General features: G+C 40.5%; 13 protein-coding genes and 1 riboswitch. Of the genes, 5 read left to right on the top strand and 8 right to left on the bottom strand.

The features are described from left to right. Window positions 1–7 precede the first annotated feature (7 nt). The 6 genes from NIES592_RS26010 to NIES592_RS19190 form a co-directional block, all read right to left on the bottom strand. The gene (locus NIES592_RS26010) at window positions 8–253 is read right to left on the bottom strand and encodes a hypothetical protein (protein ID WP_231936178.1); all 246 of its coding nucleotides are present in this window, start codon (window positions 251–253) and stop codon (window positions 8–10) included. Continuing rightward, window positions 210–599, bottom strand: coding sequence for a CapA family protein (locus NIES592_RS19210; RefSeq protein WP_231936180.1), 390 nt, complete (start codon window positions 597–599; stop codon window positions 210–212). The genes NIES592_RS26010 and NIES592_RS19210 overlap by 44 nt, the downstream gene beginning before the upstream one ends. Window positions 600–696: 97 nt before the next feature. Next, window positions 697–1,179 (bottom strand): Hsp20/alpha crystallin family protein, encoded by a 483-nt coding sequence (locus NIES592_RS19205; protein WP_062248012.1) that lies wholly within the window; start codon window positions 1,177–1,179, stop codon window positions 697–699. A 327-nt stretch (window positions 1,180–1,506) separates the two neighbouring features. Then, complete coding sequence (locus NIES592_RS19200) at window positions 1,507–3,051, bottom strand: GMC oxidoreductase (RefSeq protein WP_073556600.1); 1,545 nt, start codon at window positions 3,049–3,051, stop codon at window positions 1,507–1,509. A 386-nt stretch (window positions 3,052–3,437) separates the two neighbouring features. Next, window positions 3,438–4,271 (bottom strand): SDR family NAD(P)-dependent oxidoreductase, encoded by an 834-nt coding sequence (locus tag NIES592_RS19195; RefSeq protein WP_073556599.1) that lies wholly within the window; start codon window positions 4,269–4,271, stop codon window positions 3,438–3,440. Window positions 4,272–4,841: 570 nt separating this feature from the next. Next, window positions 4,842–6,077 (bottom strand): tetratricopeptide repeat protein, encoded by a 1,236-nt coding sequence (locus NIES592_RS19190; protein ID WP_073556645.1) that lies wholly within the window; start codon window positions 6,075–6,077, stop codon window positions 4,842–4,844. Window positions 6,078–6,360: 283 nt separating this feature from the next. Beyond that, window positions 6,361–6,445, top strand: a riboswitch (Fluoride riboswitch). A gap of 86 nt (window positions 6,446–6,531) precedes the next feature. On the opposite strand from NIES592_RS19190, the gene NIES592_RS19185 reads away from it, so the two are divergent. Continuing rightward, the gene (locus NIES592_RS19185) at window positions 6,532–8,163 is read left to right on the top strand and encodes a cation:proton antiporter (RefSeq protein ID WP_073556598.1); all 1,632 of its coding nucleotides are present in this window, start codon (window positions 6,532–6,534) and stop codon (window positions 8,161–8,163) included. Between the two features lie 277 nt (window positions 8,164–8,440). Continuing rightward, the gene (crcB, locus tag NIES592_RS19175; RefSeq protein ID WP_073556596.1) at window positions 8,441–8,854 is read left to right on the top strand and encodes a fluoride efflux transporter CrcB; all 414 of its coding nucleotides are present in this window, start codon (window positions 8,441–8,443) and stop codon (window positions 8,852–8,854) included. A gap of 224 nt (window positions 8,855–9,078) precedes the next feature. Here crcB (NIES592_RS19175) and NIES592_RS19170 read toward each other — a convergent pair whose 3' ends face one another. After that, window positions 9,079–9,414, bottom strand: a complete 336-nt coding sequence (locus tag NIES592_RS19170) for a DUF190 domain-containing protein (protein ID WP_073556595.1) — start codon at window positions 9,412–9,414, stop codon at window positions 9,079–9,081. An 84-nt stretch (window positions 9,415–9,498) separates the two neighbouring features. Then, window positions 9,499–9,882, bottom strand: a complete 384-nt coding sequence (gene crcB, locus NIES592_RS19165; RefSeq protein WP_062248022.1) for a fluoride efflux transporter CrcB — start codon at window positions 9,880–9,882, stop codon at window positions 9,499–9,501. A gap of 570 nt (window positions 9,883–10,452) precedes the next feature. On the opposite strand from crcB (NIES592_RS19165), the gene NIES592_RS19160 reads away from it, so the two are divergent. The 3 genes from NIES592_RS19160 (at window position 10,453) to NIES592_RS19150 (ending at window position 17,158) form a co-directional block, all read left to right on the top strand. After that, complete coding sequence (locus NIES592_RS19160; RefSeq protein WP_178379587.1) at window positions 10,453–11,265, top strand: M48 family metallopeptidase; 813 nt, start codon at window positions 10,453–10,455, stop codon at window positions 11,263–11,265. A gap of 348 nt (window positions 11,266–11,613) precedes the next feature. Further along, window positions 11,614–14,046: a beta strand repeat-containing protein gene (locus NIES592_RS19155; RefSeq protein ID WP_073556594.1), complete on the top strand. Its 2,433-nt coding sequence runs from the start codon at window positions 11,614–11,616 to the stop codon at window positions 14,044–14,046. 274 nt (window positions 14,047–14,320) lie between these two features. Next, window positions 14,321–17,158, top strand: coding sequence for a CHAT domain-containing protein (locus NIES592_RS19150; RefSeq protein WP_256678174.1), 2,838 nt, complete (start codon window positions 14,321–14,323; stop codon window positions 17,156–17,158). Window positions 17,159–17,340 lie beyond the last annotated feature (182 nt).

The following is a 17,340-nucleotide window of genomic DNA, read 5'->3' as shown; positions in this document are numbered from 1 at the left end:
TCCCAGTTTATAATTTGACTTCTAATCCCTCTGATGTTTGTCTGAGATTAGTATTAAAAGCTGCACAAAGAGATTGCATACGGTCACAGATAGTGTTCAATTCTGTGCCTTTAGCTAGATTAACCTGTGCATAACTTAAATGTACTGGTATTAAACGCAACTTATGCAAACCGCGATCGCCAACCTCCACCAAAAACACAAAAGACCAATCATGGAGTTGTAGCCTGACTGATATCCCGACCTGCGCCAACATGATGAATACCCGCAGCATCCAGGTATTTTAAGGTATCTAGTAATCCCTGGTCATCGAAGTCGAGGCTATGGTTATTGGCAAGACTGACACATTGAATATTAGCAACACGAAGAACTTGTACTGCGACAGGATCGGCGCGAAAATAAAACACCTTTGGTGTTCTACTACACTCCTGAGTATATTGAGTAATTGCACATTCCAAATTAGCGATGACTGCGTCCGCACCGCGCAAAATTGGTAAGACATCTCCCCAAAAGGACTCTGGTAATCTCCGGGGAATCTCTTCGTTGATTCCTCGACCTAGCATGACATCACCGATAAATGCTAAAGTGACGGACTTTACCATAAAATCTTTTGGGTGCATCTATTTAGATAAGAGTTGCACAAAGCAGCAGAGAGGATATTTCACCCCCTCTGTGCTAATTTGTTTTTACAACAATAGATTAAGCCACGTTAATCTTGACGGCTTTTTTCTTCTCGCTTTCTACTTTCGGTATGGTGAGAGTCAGAATACCATTTTTGTATTCAGCCTGTGCTTTATCGTTTTGAACGTGAGCAGGTAGTGGAATGACTCGCTCAAATCTCCCGTAACGGAATTCAGAGCGCATCATACCCTTTTCTTCTGTCTTGGTCTCAGATTTGCGTTCGCCACTGATTGCAACAGATTCTTCTGTCACCTCTATATTCAAATCTTTAGATTCCAGTCCTGGAATTTCTAGTTTGAGACGAATGTCCTCAGCAGTTTCCTCCATTTCGACGGAAGGTATAAAAGCAAGTGCTGAAACTCCCCCATCGCCACTGGGGAACATCCGCTCAAATAAGCGGTTCATCCGTCTTTGCAGATCCTCAATTTCCCGTAAAGGCTCCCAATAGAAAGGTTCCCAACGTTCAATTCCTTGGAAAGGTTCCCAACGAGTAATCGCCATAATCGTTGCCTCCACTATTCTTGATTTCAATCTTGAAGTTAGAGACTTTCCTACTATCTTCAGGTTACAAGAAAAATTTGAGGAACTTGTGAAGAAATAATTAGTATTTCAGATTCACAAAATCACTAGCTTGAAAATTAGGCAGATGATGAGGTAGACTCGTCTTGGCGGTTTCCGGTGATGGCGGATGGCGGAAGAAGAACTGCAAACACAAGTAGATCAGATTGTATGCGTAGTCATGCCAAAAGAATAAACGGAAGTTGAGTCAATGAATAAGACATTCACACAGAACCCTCAAGAAATATTCAACCACTAAAGTGCTTACTACTAACCACCCATCCTTGCCAACAAATGTTCTCCCACTCGCAATGCATTTGCCATAATCGTCAGTGATGGATTCACAGCAGAACTTGAGGGGAAAAAGCTACCATCAACAACATAAAGATTATCGACATCGTGGGTGCGACAATTAAGATCAAGTACAGAATTTCTAGGGTGTTCACCAAAACGACAAGTCCCACATTGATGTCCAACTTCTTTCAAAGTCATTTTTTGAGGGAAGACAACAGAAATATGTCCTTGATGAGATGGTAATTTTATTGATTGTAAAACTTCTAACCAGCGTTTCATGAAACGATTAAAGGTTTGTTCATTATTCTTGGTATAGTCAATATAGATTTGCTCCCCTTTAACATATACACGGTTATTAGGATTTGGTAAATCTTCAGTAATTAGTAACCAAGAAACAGAATGGTTTGCTATTGCTTCTGCAATAAATTTGGGTGTCAAAGGTGGTGCATAAGCAGCAACTCTATTTGTGGTGACATTCCCTAGTAATTGCACGCTTCCCATAGGGAAAGGGAAACCTTTTTCACCCCAATAAAAATCATTGACAGCTATTGTTTTGGGAAAAACTGTTGAATTAAATTTTGTAGATAAGGCCATGACTACCCCAAATTTATGAGCCATGTAATTTCGCCCTACCAGATTAGAGCTATTGGCTAATCCATTGGGATGTTGATCATTCGCAGATTGCAGTAATAATACTGCTGAGTTAACTGCACCACAAGCAAGAACAACAATATCTCCCGAAAAAATATGTCGTTTACCTGCAATTTCTGCTACTACCCCGGTAACTTCTCGACCTGATACACTGGTATGCAGACGTAGGACTTTAGCTTGAGTAATTAAAGTCACGTTTTGATTAGCTATGGCTGGACGCACACAGTTAACATCAGCATCAGATTTAGCATTTATAAAACATGGAAAACCATCACAAGTATCACAACGAATACAAGTACTTAAAAAACGATTAGTTTCATTGAGCTTAATACCAAGTGGTAGATAAAATGGATGTAAGCCTTTGTCTTTTAAACCATCATTAATTTCTTGAATATATGGTTCGTGGCTAATAGGAGGAAAGGGGTAATCTTCAGAAGTTTGAGGTTCAGTAGGATCTAAATTTCGCTGACCATGTACTTCATAGAGTTTTTCAGCTTCTGTATAATATGGGGCAAAATCTTGATATTTTAATGGCCATTCGGGAGAGATACCATCTTGATGAAAAACTCTATTAAAGTCCTGTTCACGAAATCTAAATAATGCTCCACCATAAAATTTAGTGTTACCACCAACATAATAATGTGTGACTGGACGAATTACTTTACCACATTTGTCATACCAAACTTCCTGGGGGCGATAACATTCTTTTTGAAAAATTAGTCGAGAATCCCAATTTGCTTTTTCTTTAGGTATGAAAGAGCCTCTTTCTAGCAGCAAAATTTTCTTCCCGCTTGCTGCTAATTTATATGCTAGCGTTCCACCACCAGCACCCGTACCAATGATGATGACATCATAATGACTATCAGCCATTTTTTCTCCGTCGGTTGAGTTTGTGGTAATGCATCAGGTGTGAAGAGAGAAGAAAATAATTATAAACAACACTAAATAAGAAAACATAATGACAAGTATAAATAGCAGCTATATAAAGTACTTACACATCCTTATCAAGATGACACACTGCTAAAGATGTTTGTCAAGTGTAATCTATCAAGCGAAGTAAATTTATAAAAAATCAAATAATCAGAATTTTCAGTGATGAATTTTGCAGTTTTAATGTAATAAATATGATGTTTTGTTCAATTTTTATTAAATACGCTGCTCAAGAAATTAAAAACTTGATATCAAATGTATGTAAGGGTTTGTAGCCAGCACTAAATTGCTGACTACAAACTATTGAAAGTAGGTGTAAAAGACTACTACTGATGTGAACGTCTTTCAGCTAGCATTTGATTTTCTGCACAGGTTTGATTGAGATTAGTTAAACCAATCCAACGGTAAATAGCATCTCCAAATTCTGGAAAAAGTTGTACATTAGAAAATAGAAGTCTTGTGAGTAACCCGTCAAGGATTACTTCTGCTTTGTTGTTTTTGATGGCATCTATAACTGCGATCGCTACAGTTTTTGGTTCAGAAACACGCGCTAATTTGGGTGCTGGTAAGCCAAATTTCAAATACATCCCTGCTTTTGTATATCCTGGACAAATCACAGAAACGCCTAAGTTAGTATCAATTAATTCCTGCCGCATCGCGTCTGTCCACATAATTAAACCAGCTTTACTGGCAGAATAAATACTGTTATAAGGCGCTCCCTTTTTTCCAGAACCAGAGGAAATATTGACAATGTGACCACTATTACGTTCTAACATACTCGGCAATACTAACCGAGTTAATTCCATTCCTGCTAGTAGATTAGTTATTAGTATTGACTGGATATCTTGGAGAGAGTAATTTTGAAAAGGTCGGTATTTTTCAATCGCAGCATTATTAATCAAAACATCAATTCGACCTGCATGTTGATTAATTTGCTGGACAAGTAATGGTAATTCTTCTAATTTGCTGATATCAAAGGGAATGCTGATGTATGTACCACCAGCAACTTCTACTTCAGCACGGATATTTTCTAATTTTTCTGGGGAACGAGAAACACCAACTACAGTTGCTTTTTCTTTCGCTAGCGCCCGAGCAATAAATACTCCTATACCACCCGCAGCACCAGTTAAAACTACTGTCTTCCCTGCAAGATTTTTCATGATTAGTTGATAATTGTTGATTGTTGATTGTTGGTTGTTGATTGTTGGTTGTTGGTTGTTTTTATCTTGAAATCTTGCACCAACCTAATCTTCCGCTAAGAAATAAATTTCTTGGCTCAGAGTTCAAGTCCACTCAAGTAGGCTCAAATCCATCCAACAAAAGACAAGAAATAACTCTGCCCTACTTCACTTCAGTAGAACATTCATAATCACTAATGATCTACACTCTGAGAGCATATGCAATTAACAACAAATTTAGTGTCTTATTACGCTTACTTCCCCTAAACGCTCTCAGCACACTTTTTGAAGTTGACACTGTTTTAGTTATTAATTGGTAATTTAATTAAAACACAAATCTAAAATTTTTTTTACACTTTTTTGATACAAATTTTTAAAATATTATGCTTTGCTTTTGGTCATTAGTTTTTCCCATTACCAATTACCAATCACCAATTACCTATTACCTATTACCAGCCTACGCGACAGTATAAGTATTCAAGCAAACATGATATAAAGATTTGTAGTGAGGACTTTAGTCCTCAAAAAAATGCTAAAACCCTTACTACAAAATTATTGTGGAATTTGTCCCGAAAGTTTTTGAATTTGTCCAGAAAAGTAATCTTCCTCGTACTTTAATTGTTGGGCTACTTCCAACCCTTTTTGGAAAGCATTTAGTGCTTGCGGATACTCTTTGCGTTCCAAGTGCATTTTTCCGATTAGATCATAAGCATTCATCAAACCATAAAAATTCGAGGCTAATTGTTGAGTCTGTACAAGAATTTCGCTAGCTTGTAACGCATCTTGTATTTGTCCTTGGGAACGGTAGAGCGCGATTAATTTTTGTAAAGCTTCACCTGCACGCACATATTGTTGTGATTGCCAAGCAATTGTGTAAGCTTGTTGATAGTTATTGAAAGCTTCTTGGAGAAGATTAGGATTTTCCTTTGCCAAGGATTCATAATCTGAACCGATCGCTAGTTTTAAAGCTGGTAGTTGAGTCAGATTATTCTGTCTTTGGTATATTTCCGTGAGTCGGTTGTGTATTTCTATTGCTTGCTGGGGTTGTTTCCCTTGTTCGTAAATATAAGCTAATTTTTGCAAGTATACTAGCTCATTGACACCATCACCCCCAGCAGTAGCTAATTTTAACAACTCCCGATAAGTTGTTGCTGCTTTGCTGTAATCAAACCAACTCAGATGTACTTCCCCGATAGTCTGTAAAATTTGTACTTCTTTAGCTATATCTTGCTGCTGGCGCACCACAGCTAAAACTTGCTCATAAACTTCCACAGCATTTTGAGGCGATCGCACTTGTTGGTAAGCTAGTCCTAGTGCTTGCAATAACTCTAAATCATTAGTTTTTTGAGACTGTGCCTGCTTTTGGATTGCTTGTAATCGCTGAGTAATGTATTGTACCTCTGGGCGATTGCTTTTTTGATAAGCTACAGCACCCACCCTTCCTAGTGCTTGCACCTCTTTCACAGCACCCAAATATCGACGCAACCGCAGTTCCTGGTTCCAGATATCAAATGCTCCCACCTCATCACCTGCTTGCAATTTCGCCGTAGCTTGTTGATTCAACTTATCCAACTCCACCTCCAACTGTTGCTGTTCATTCACAGATAACGGCTGTTTGTCTTTGTCTGGATTCCGTGGCAACAGTGGATCGGGTGTGGTAATTTCTAAAGGTGATGGCGGAAACTCATCTGGTGGTTGAGGCTTTTTAGTAGCCGCCATAGTTAAGGAAGTGCCAAATAACCACAAAGCAGCAGTAGCACTAATTGTCACACTTAAGCGTTTGAGCATAGTAGTTAATATTTGATAATTGATAGTTGATCTTTGGTTATTAACCATTTCCTTGTTTCCCTAGTCCTCCTTGTCCTATTTGAACCCATCAGTTCAAAGTTAGCGGATTACTAGCCATTAACAATTAGCCCTACAGACGAAAAGTCATGCAAAAATTCTCCTGCAAAACCAGCCCCTTCAAGATGTAACTTGGTGTCTTAGTGTTTCAGAAATTATTTTTCACCACAAAGAGTAAACATCCACTGACAAATTACTTTTCAACAAACCACTTCACATGTAAAGTAATAAAAAAGGCGATGGAGCTCGCCATAACCGCCTTCTAGTGATATTTAACACTTAATTAAAAGGCTGATGGCTCCTACTTCTCCGGCTTGCTACGGAAGAGTAGGGCTATTTGTCTTTATCTTCCGTCAGCAAGTCACGCTTGCTCCTGATATTGTTCTCAAGCTGCGTGATGTTAGAAAGTATTCTGTGGATCTTGCTGTTGGGCTTTTTCGTGGGGCAAATTGCCCGACGGTTGCAAGCCCCTGCACTAGTAGGTATGGTTTTAGTAGGAATTGTACTGGGGCCTCAAGTTGCCGATGCTATTAGCCCTAATGTACTGGCTGCTTCTGCTCCCTTACGAGCGATCGCTGTCATGGTAATTTTGATGAAGGCTGGGTTGGGGTTAGACCGAGAAAAATTGATACAGCAAGGAACAGTAGCATTACGATTAGGCTTTTTGCCTGCGGCGTGTGAAGCTTTGCTCATTGCCCTAGCTGCTATGTGGGTTTTCAAGTTTGATTTTCCTACGGGACTGTTGTTAGGTTGCATTATTGGGGCAGAGTCACCCGCAGTAATTGTACCGGGAATGCTGCGGCTAAAAAGCTTGGGTTGGGGAGTTACTAAGGGGATTCCTGATGCAATTCTTACTGGCAGCGCTCTGTCAGATGTGTTACTACTGCTAGTGTTTAGTTTGTTGCTGAGCTTTTTAGTACAGGGGGCAACTTCCGGGGTGACATTGCCTTTTGGCTTCAGCTTCAGTGTGGTTCAACTGCTTCCGATTCAGATTGTTTGTCAGATTGTTTTTGGAGTTGTGCTGGGTTTCGTGACAGCGCGTCTTGTGGTTTTATTGCTGGCGAAGCAGAACTGGACTCAAAATGCAGTGCAGGATACTTTGGTTACAGCAAGTTTGGCGTTGTTACTGGTGGTGCTAGCAGAGAAGTTCCCCTTTTTCTCTGGCTATCTAGCAGTGATGGCGACGGGATTTTTCTTGATTGAATTGGATGCTCCTTTAGCACGACGGTTGCGTTCTGGCTTCGACAGCTTGTGGACTGTAGCAGAAATCTTTTTGTTTGTGTTGCTAGGGGCAAGTATTCAACTACAAGTGTTAGAAAAAACTCTGCTTCCAGGATTGGTGATTTTGGCAATTGGGACGCTGATTGGACGCGCTCTCGGATGGTATTTATCTACATTGGGGAGTAACTGGAATTGGCGAGAGCGGCTGTTTTTGCTACCAGGGAATTCTGCTAAAGCCACCGTTCAAGCAGCAATTGGGGCGATTCCCTTGACACAGGGTATTCAGGGTGGAGAGACGATTCTAGCGATCGCTGCTTTATCTATCCTAGTCACTGCGCCTTTGGGAGCCTGGGCAATCCCCACCTTTGCACCCAAATTGCTAGAACGAGGCGAAGTTGATCCAACCAAGGTAGCGATCGCTCGTCGCCTTGTGCTGCTAGCCGCCGTTGATACCTCCCCTTTAGCTAGTCAGGTGTTGACTAAAGCTGCTGATCTTGCTCGTCGTAGTGATGGTGAGGTGATTGTATTACACGTGATCCGCACAAATGATCTCAGGGGAGTAGAGCATCTGCGAGAAAAATCTCAACGACTTCTAGCAGACATTCGCCATAAGTTCATCACCATCACAGGCTCGGTTCCAGAGGAAATAGTTCGTATTGCTCAGGAATATCGAGTTGCTGATATTGTCATTGGCAAGCGAGGACATCAACCTTGGAATGAGGTTTTAGTGGGTTCTGTATCCCAGGCAGTCCTGGAATCAAGTCCAATTCCTGTTATCTTAGTTGAAGATGGGCGTATCCGTAAATAACCTAATTTCAGCGTTGCTGAATTTGGTCATGAATTGTGTTTGTTTGTCTAANATTTTGTAGAGACGTAGCATTGCTACGTCTGTAGGCATTGCTACGTCTGTAGGCATTGCTACGTCTGTAGGCATTGCTACGTCTGTAGGCATTGCTACGTCTGTAGGCATTGCTACGTCTGTAGGCATTGCTACGTCTGTAGGCATTGCTACGTCCGGTCACAGCCGTAAATTGTAAATTCATATTTTGATTCAGCAACGCCCTAATTTCCTTGAACTACTTACCATGCTGCAAAATCCTGCGTTTCGTACCCCTGTTGGTATCAGTATCGGTGCAATTGCTGGCGCGCTCTCGCGTTACTATCTCGGTTTGTGGTTTACTCAGCTTTTTGGTACAGAGTTTCCCTACAGCACACTGATTATTAATGTTAGTGGATGTTTTGTCATGGGTTTTTTTACGACGCTGGTACTGGGACGATTTATCGGGATTCATCCTGATATCCGGCTATTAGTAACCACAGGTTTTTTAGGATCTTATACCACTTTCTCGACTTATGAGTTAGATACAGCCAAGTTGTTCCAACAACGCAACTTAGAAGTTGATTTGGTTTACTGGTTGAGTAGTGCTGTTTTGGCACTGTTCAGCCTGCTGTTAGGAAATACTTTGGCGGAATTTATCCGGATCAAAGAGGAATCATAACAATCACCAGAAGCAACTCAATATTTACTTAACTCCTAACTTGCACCTCGCCCTGAGTAAGCCTTGAACTGAAGTTCAACCCTCATAGCCCAAGTCCGTTAAAACGGACTCAAATGTATATCCAGTAAACTTTAGCTTACTTGAGCTTTGAGCCCAGACATTTATTTCTTGGCGGACGAAAAAGTAGGTGCAAGATATAAATTAACAAACAGCGATCGCTAGTGTCACTTGGAGATAGTTACAGGCGCATGATGAACCACTTTCACTGTATCTTGAATAACAATGCCTCCAGCTACCATTTGTTGTACTATTGGCAAAAAAGAAGCGATCGCCTCTGCTGTATCGATCATTGTCACTACCATTGGCAAATCAGACGATAATTCCAAAATTCTGGCAGTATGCAGTTGTTGATTTTTTCCGAAACCTGCTACTCCAGCAGTCACAGTAGCCCCAGCCATACCTCTACGTCGGGCTTCTTCTACTAAAGCAATATAAACAGGTTTTCCATGCCAGTGATCCGACTCGCCAACATAAATTGTCAAACGCTCTAGGGTATTCATGTTCATCCCTCGCTCAATCAATTTTGAATTTTTTAGGAGAAAAATACTGAGTTAAAATTTTAAGGCTTTACAGATATTCACAAATTAAAACATCTTTGCTAAGAATATTCCCAACTCTATACTAATAAACCCTAAGAGCGGGCTACCAAACCAGTAAAGTAGTGCTGCTTGATAGTCTCTTGTCCGTAATAAATTTGAGGTGTCTAAGGCATAGGTTGAAAAAGTGGTGTATGAACCCAAAAAGCCTACTGAAACTAACATTTGTACTGCTATAGGAATAGATAGCTTTGATGCGATGGTAGTAAACAAACCCATCAAAAAAGCACCTGTAATATTGATGAATAAAGTTCCATAAGGAAATCCAATCCCCAACCAACGTCCAAAAAATAAGGTGAGGTAATAGCGACTCAAAGCGCCTGGAACTGCTCCCAAACTAATGATAAGGGGAACATAAGTTGCAGAGTGCATAGAAGTTTGTGAACTATCAATTATATGGATTAATTATATATATTGGACTTGATTCCTATTTGAGAATGAGATTGCTTGTAGAATTACTATCTAAATCTGGTGTTGCAGAGAAAGCGGGATGATTTTATTTTCTCTTTTAGTTGAAAAACTTAATTCTTGGCGCTCTTGGCGTCTACCCTACGGGAAGCCGCATTTTGATACTAGCTACAAGACACTTTGCGTAATTTCACTAAGACAAAAATTTTCGGAACAATTGCCTTTATTGGTGCATCTCAATATAAAAGTATCAAGTTAAGCTTAAAAACAGGCTTGAAATCAAAATGATCGGTTTTGGAATATCAAACGATGATGTATTCCATTGGGCTGATGTCGGTTATCCCTTTGATAAGTTGGGTAATTTGGGGTTGTAAAAAGAGTGATTGCTGGAATTAATTATTGGTTAAATCTTTGATAAAATACCCATAAATATACAAAATACCAACCCAAGATAGATGATTTTTAACAGCTTTAATTAGTTATGATGTAAATAGTCAAAGAATGATATACAGCTATATTATTCGAGTTGGATAAATGAACCTTTTTCACAAACCACAAACAACACAAAGAACACAAACTAAGGAAGATTTTTCTCGTTTACCTAAAAAATTAAATAAAGGTCTTTCTTTGATACTGGGTTTAGGAACTGCTGCCAGTATAGGATTATCTGCTCCGAAACCTGCGGAGGCGCTTCCATTTCAGGATTTAATTGTTCCGGGAATCCAATATTTTCAACTTTCTAATTTATCAACCAAGCAAAAGGTTGAATTGGGCAGTAATATACATCAACAGGTACGCAGAAATTATAGAATTGGTACGAATGCAAATGTTACCAGAATTGGTCAAAGATTAGCGCGAGTTAGTAGCTGCTCTCAAACTCCTTTTAAATTTTATGTAGTTCAGGATGCAAGCATTAACGCTTTTGCAACTACTGGTGGTTACGTTTATGTCCACACTGGTTTGATCAATGCGACGGATAATGAAGACCAGTTGGCGTCGGTGATCGCCCACGAAATTGCTCACATTTGTAATGACGATTTGGTTAAAAGACTTAGACAAACACAGTTAGTTCAAGGTGCAGCTTCACTTGCTGGTTTAGATAGAAGTAAGTTGGCTGCTGTAGCTTATCGGCTGGCTATAGACTTACCTAATAGCCGTGAGGCTGAGTTTAACGCTGATGCTAAGGGATTGCAGTATCTGCAACAGGCTGGTTATGATCCTAATGCTATGCCTGCTTTTTTAAAGAAATTAGCGTCTCGTCCTTCTCCACCAGCGTTTTTTAGTACACACCCAAACCCACGGGAACGGATTGCAGTTTTAGAGAGAAAAATTGCTGATAATCGTTAAGTTGCTGCCGATTAGCGATCGCCTGCTCAGCGTGATGCATTATCTTCATTCTGTAGGATGAGCAATCAGAGCGATCGCTGTTTGATAGAGTTGTTACATAAACATTTCTGGGTGCGAAAAGACTATTAGATTTTTCTCTACATGTATGAAACTACCCTGGCTACATTCTCATAGGGAAGGGTTAGGGGGGTTAGGTTGCAAATCTTTATAATGTTACAGAAAATACTTCAACAGAGATCCTCTTAACCAGAAGCATATAAGTAACATTTTTACAATGTTTCTGCTTACTGACTATCAACAACGAATTTGTATATGCTGAATCAAATTATTCCTCATTCATAATTGTTTATGAGAAAGCGGAGTTACTATTTTTGCATAGCTAGTTTAGTTTCCCTATGCTTTTTTGTTAAAACCGATTTGATTCAGGCACAAGTTACCTCAGATGGAACTTTATCAACCCAGGTTACAACCACCGATAACTTAGACTTCACAATTACCAACGGCAACAAAGTTGGCAGCAACCTTTTTCATAGCTTTAGAGTATTTTCTGTCCCTACAGGAGGTTCAGCTTCCTTCGCCAATGACTTAGATGTTAAGAACATCATTAACCGCGTGACAGGAGGCTCAATCTCAAATATTGATGGACAGATTAAAACCAACGGTTCTGCCAACCTTTTTCTGATTAATCCCAATGGTATTGTCTTTGGCCCAAATGCCTCGTTAAACATCAACGGCTCTTTTGTCGCGAGTACAGCCAATAGTATCAACTTTGCTGATGGCACTCAATTCAGTGCTACCAATCCGCAGACACCACCATTATTAACAGTCAATCTCCCCATAGGTTTACAGTTTGGGCAAGCTGCTCAACCAATCCGAGTAGAAGGGTCGAATTTACAAGTTCTGCCTGGTCAAACTTTAGCAATTTTGGGTGGTGATGTATCAGTCAAAGGTAGCAGGCTGTTTGCACCCGCAGGACGAATTGATATAGGAAGTGTTGCCCCTAATAGTCTTGTCAACCTGACTCCAATAGTTGAAGGTTGGGCTTTGGGATACGATGGCGTGCAAAACTTTCAAGATATGCAAATATCCCAAGCAGCGAAAATTCTTACTGACGGTAAAAGTGGTGGAACTATTCAGCTACATGGCAGAAACGTTGCAATCACAGGTGCTTCATTAGTGCGGGGGGTAAATCTAGGAGAAAAACCAGGTCAATCTTTGATTGTTAAAGCCTCTGAATCTTTAGAAATAAGTGGTTTCAGCCAGGATTCTACCAGTCAGTTAATTACTTTGGCTTTGGGTAATGGCTCAGCAGGTGACATAATAATTGCAACGAAGCGATTGATTGTTCGTGATGGTGGACTCATAGAAACCTCTACTATTGGTTCTGGTTCCGGAGGAGATTTAGCTGTTGATGCCTCTGAATCTGTGGAGGTAGTAGGAGGTGTTGGAAGTTTTTCTAGCTTAAGTGTTCGTACTATCAGTCTGGACAAAAATGCTGGAGATGCGGGAACAGTACACATTTCTACCAAAAACTTGATTCTCCGTGATGGTGGACAGATATCAACTTCTACCCTTGGTGCTGGCAATGGGGGGACTGTGAAAATAGATGCCTCTGAATCTGTAGAAGCAAGTGGTTTAATATCTGTGGTAGGTAATGATCTGATAAATACCATTAATTTCCCCAGTGGCTTAGTTTCTGAGACTAGAAATTCGCGACCATTCTTCACTGCACCTACAGGCAAAGGCGGGGACATAATCATCAACACCCAGCGTTTAATTGTCAAAGACGGTGCTAGCATCTCAGTTGCTGCTGTTAATGGTAGTCGAGGTCAGGCAGGAACCTTAGATATCAATGCTTCAGATTTTGTATCAGTGAGTGGTTCTGCTATTGATCGTAACAACCAACTAGTTCCCAGCACCTTACTAGCTAGAAGTGAGGGGCCTGGTAGTGCGGGCGACTTGAGAATTAATACAGAAAAGTTGACTGTCCAAAATGGGGCAGAAATTAATGCCAATAGCCAAGGTTCAGGCAGGGCAGGCAACCTTAATATTACAGCTGATAAGTTGTTGCTAGACAACCAAGGCAAACTCACTGCTAACACTACAGGGGGACAGGGAAATATCAACCTAGACTCTGGGACTTTAATTTTACGTCGTGGCAGTAGCATCACCACCAACGCCACAGGAAATAATGTTACTGGTGGCAACATCAATATTGATACAGACAATTTAGTTGCAGTTCCCCAAGAAAATAGTGATATCACTGCCAATTCTCAGGACTTCCGGGGGGGTAATGTCACCATCAATGCTCAAGCTATATTTGGCACGCAGTTTCGCCAGCAATCCACGCCTTTAAGTGATATCACTGCTACTGGGGCAAATTCTCAGTTAAATGGCAACGTCCAAATCAACATCCCGGATGTTGACCCCAGTTCCGGCTTAGTGGAATTATCAAATATTCCTATTGATCGCACTCAACAAATAGCACAAGCTTGTCCGGCTGATCAAGGCAATAAATTTATCATTACCGGACGTGGCGGCTTGCCATATTTACCAAATGAAGCGCTCCGCACTCAGAATACAGTACCACTACCTTGGGTGAGGCTCGACCATCGGCAGGTGACGACAAGGGGAGAGTCATTACCCAAGTCATCAATTCCTAATCAAATTGTTGAGGCTACAGGTTGGGTAGTTAATAAGTCTGGGGAGGTGGTATTGGTAGCAGCAAATACTACGCCTGTGAGTTCTTGGTCAACTCCCGCAGTTTGTGCGAGGCGTTAAGGATTATGCGTTGGTGTCAATCGGTGTTCATCTGTGTCCATCTGTGTTCGTTTTTTCTCTACAGGAGTTGAGCGCAAACTACTGTATTTTGAATAAATCGACCACCGATACACACCGATGCACACAGATAAATTAGGCGTTGCTGAATTTGGTCATGAATTATGTTTGTATACATTTTTGTAGAGACGTAGCATTGCTACGTCTCTACATATCCGTGAATTGTAAATTCATATCTTGATTCAGCAACGCCATAAATTATGCATCGGCTTTGGGAGTGTCAAATCATCTATTTGGTATACTCCTGTTTGTACAACCTTCCCAAAAATTTTTTGCTGTGTCTTTTCACCGACGCCGTTATGACGCCAGCAGATGGCTAAGAAGTATCTTGCTAGCTTTAGTGACTGCACTTTTGGTTATCTTTGAGTTTAATCTCAACCCAGCTATACAAATTGCTGTTCCTTTGGCTCAGGCAAAGAGTAACTCTAACCAACTAAACGCCCAATCTTTAGTTGCACAGGGTCAAAAACTCTACGAGGCTGGAGATTATACTCAAGCGGTGAAAATTTTACAACAGGCAATAGAGGCTTTTCAAGCTAGTGGAGATCAACTAGGGCAAGCTATGGCGTTGGGCAATCTTGCTTTAGTCGTGAGGCAACTAGGACAGATACAAACATCTTACAATTACATTACCAAAAGTCTGGAAATTCTTCAGGCTAAACGTAATGTAGAGACGCAAAATTTCGCGTCTTTACAAGTTCTTGCCCAAACCCTGGAAATTCAGGGAAGTCTGCTGTTGGAATTAGGTAGAACTCAGCAAGCTTTGGATAGTTGGAAACAAGCTGTTCGTATTTACACGCAATTAGGTGATGAAGTTGGTAGAATTCGTAGTTCTATTAATCTTGCCCAAGCTGAGCAAACTTTGGGACTTTACCGTCAAGCCCAAACGAATTTAGAGCAACTGGTTGACTCTGTGGACAAACAACCAGACTCTGTGATCAAAATTACTCTCCTCCGCAGCCTTGGTGATGTTCTACAATTAGTCGGTGAGTTAGATAAGTCTACAAAAGTTTTGCAAAAAAGTCGTGATCTTGCTCAAAAATTGCGATCGCCTGACCAATTAGCAGCAACATTACTGAGTATAGGTAATATCTACCGTGCTTCAGGTAATAGAGCTAGCGAGCAGCTAAATACTTTTAGTGAAGCAAGGTTGACGCCTTTACACTGTAGAACCTCGAATGCACAACAACCCATCTCTCAGGAAGCTTCTCAAGCCTATCAACAAGCTGTGCAATATTATGAGCAGGCGGCTACTCTATCTAAATCACCAGTTGGGCAAATTCAAGCAAAACTCAACCAATTGAGTGTATTACTAGAAATGCACGATTGGTCACAAGCACGGCTGTTATCTGCTGATATCCAACCCCGGTTAAGCCAAATTCCTGTTAGCCAAACAGCAATTTTTACCCGGATTAACTTGGCTCAAAGTTTAGTTTGTTTCAAACAAGCCACAAACGCAGATATACCTGAATGGCGAGAAATTGCTCAAGATTTCGCAACCGCAATTAAACAGGCTAGAAGTATTGGTGATCAACGTTCAGAAGCATATGCTTTGGGTGCTTTGGGGGCATTATATCTAGAAACGAAAGACTTAGACAATGCCCAAAAGCTGACCGAGGAAGCTTTCAAAATCGCTCAGACTATGCAATTAGGAGATATTGCTTATTTATGGCAATGGCAACTAGGATACATACTCAGGATTAAAGGCGATATTCCAGGTGCGATCGCATTCTACGACCAAGCATATGATACCCTCCAATCTCTTCGCAACGATTTAGTAGCCCTCAACCCAGATATCCAATTTTCCTTTCGTGATAATGTCGAACCTGTCTATCGGCAATATGTGGATTTACTCTTACTACCAGAAAATAGGGCATCAGGAATAGTTAACAATAAACAACCAAAAACTAACCAAAAAAAATTACAGCAAGCCCGTAAAATAATTGAAGCTTTGCAGTTCACAGAATTAGAGAACTTTTTTCGGGAAGCCTGTTTGCAACCTGTACCAAAACAGATTGATGAGGTGGTTGATAAAACTGACACTACAGCAGCAGTCATTTACCCAATTATTTTAAAAGACCGTCTTGAAATCATTCTCAAGTTACCAACAGAGAGTGAACTTTATCACTACACAACCAATCAACAGACAAACGAAATTGAAAAAAATTTAGAAAGACTACAGCAATTACTTACACAACCCGACCGTATTAATGATGTCAAGAAATTATCAGGAAAAGTATATAACTGGTTGATTCAACCACTGGAAAATAAACTAGCAAACACGAACGTTAAAACCTTGGTATTTGTTCTGGATGGTTCTTTGCGAAATATCCCAATGGCAGTTCTTTATGATCAGCAAAACCAAAAATTTTTAATCCAAAAGTATGCTATTGCTCTCGCTCCAGGTTTGCAGTTAATTGACCCCAAACCGTTGCAGAAAAGGACATTTAATGCTTTAACTGCTGGAGTCAGCAAAGAACGTGAAATTGAAAATCGCACCTTTTCTCCTCTGACATATGTAGAAGATGAATTGCGGACAATTCAGTCAGCAATTCCTAAAACAGAAGAACTTCTCAATCAAAATTTTACTAGAAAAAATGTGCAGAATCAGATGCAAGCAGCACCCTACACTGTTGTTCACATCGCAACTCACGGTGAGTTTAGTTCCAATGCCGAAAAAACTTTTATTTTGACTTGGAATCAACTTTTGAAAGTCAAGGATTTTGATAAAATATTGCGCTTAGGTAACTCTAGTAAATCTCGTGCTATTGAATTACTTGTTTTGAGCGCTTGTCAAACTGCTTTAGGAGATAAACGAGCGACCTTAGGACTTGCTGGGATCGCAGTCCGAGCAGGCGCACGTAGCACCCTAGCAACTTTGTGGTCTGTTGACGATGAGTCAACAGCTGTGCTGATGAGTAAATTTTATGATGAGTTAGAAAATCCTACGCTTACTAAAGCTGATGCTCTTCGTCGCGCTCAGATCTCTCTATTAGAGAGTAACGAAATTCCTTATCTGTGGGCCCCCTATGTTTTGGTGGGGAATTGGTTGTAGGGAGTGGGGAGATGGGGAGATGGGGGGAGTAGTAAACTACAACTAACCACTAAAAACTAACAACAACCACTAACCTACAATCACCAACCTACAACCAACAATCCTAAGTTCTATCATGGAGAATAAATAAGCTCTGTTTGAGATTGCTGTATTCTCGAATCCAGGCTGAAAGGCTGGTAAAT

The organism is Fischerella major NIES-592 (assembly GCF_001904645.1).
GTDB classification, from domain to species: domain Bacteria; phylum Cyanobacteriota; class Cyanobacteriia; order Cyanobacteriales; family Nostocaceae; genus Fischerella; species Fischerella thermalis.
Note: the sequence above shows the minus strand (reverse complement) of the source record. Positions and strands in the feature narration are given on the sequence as shown.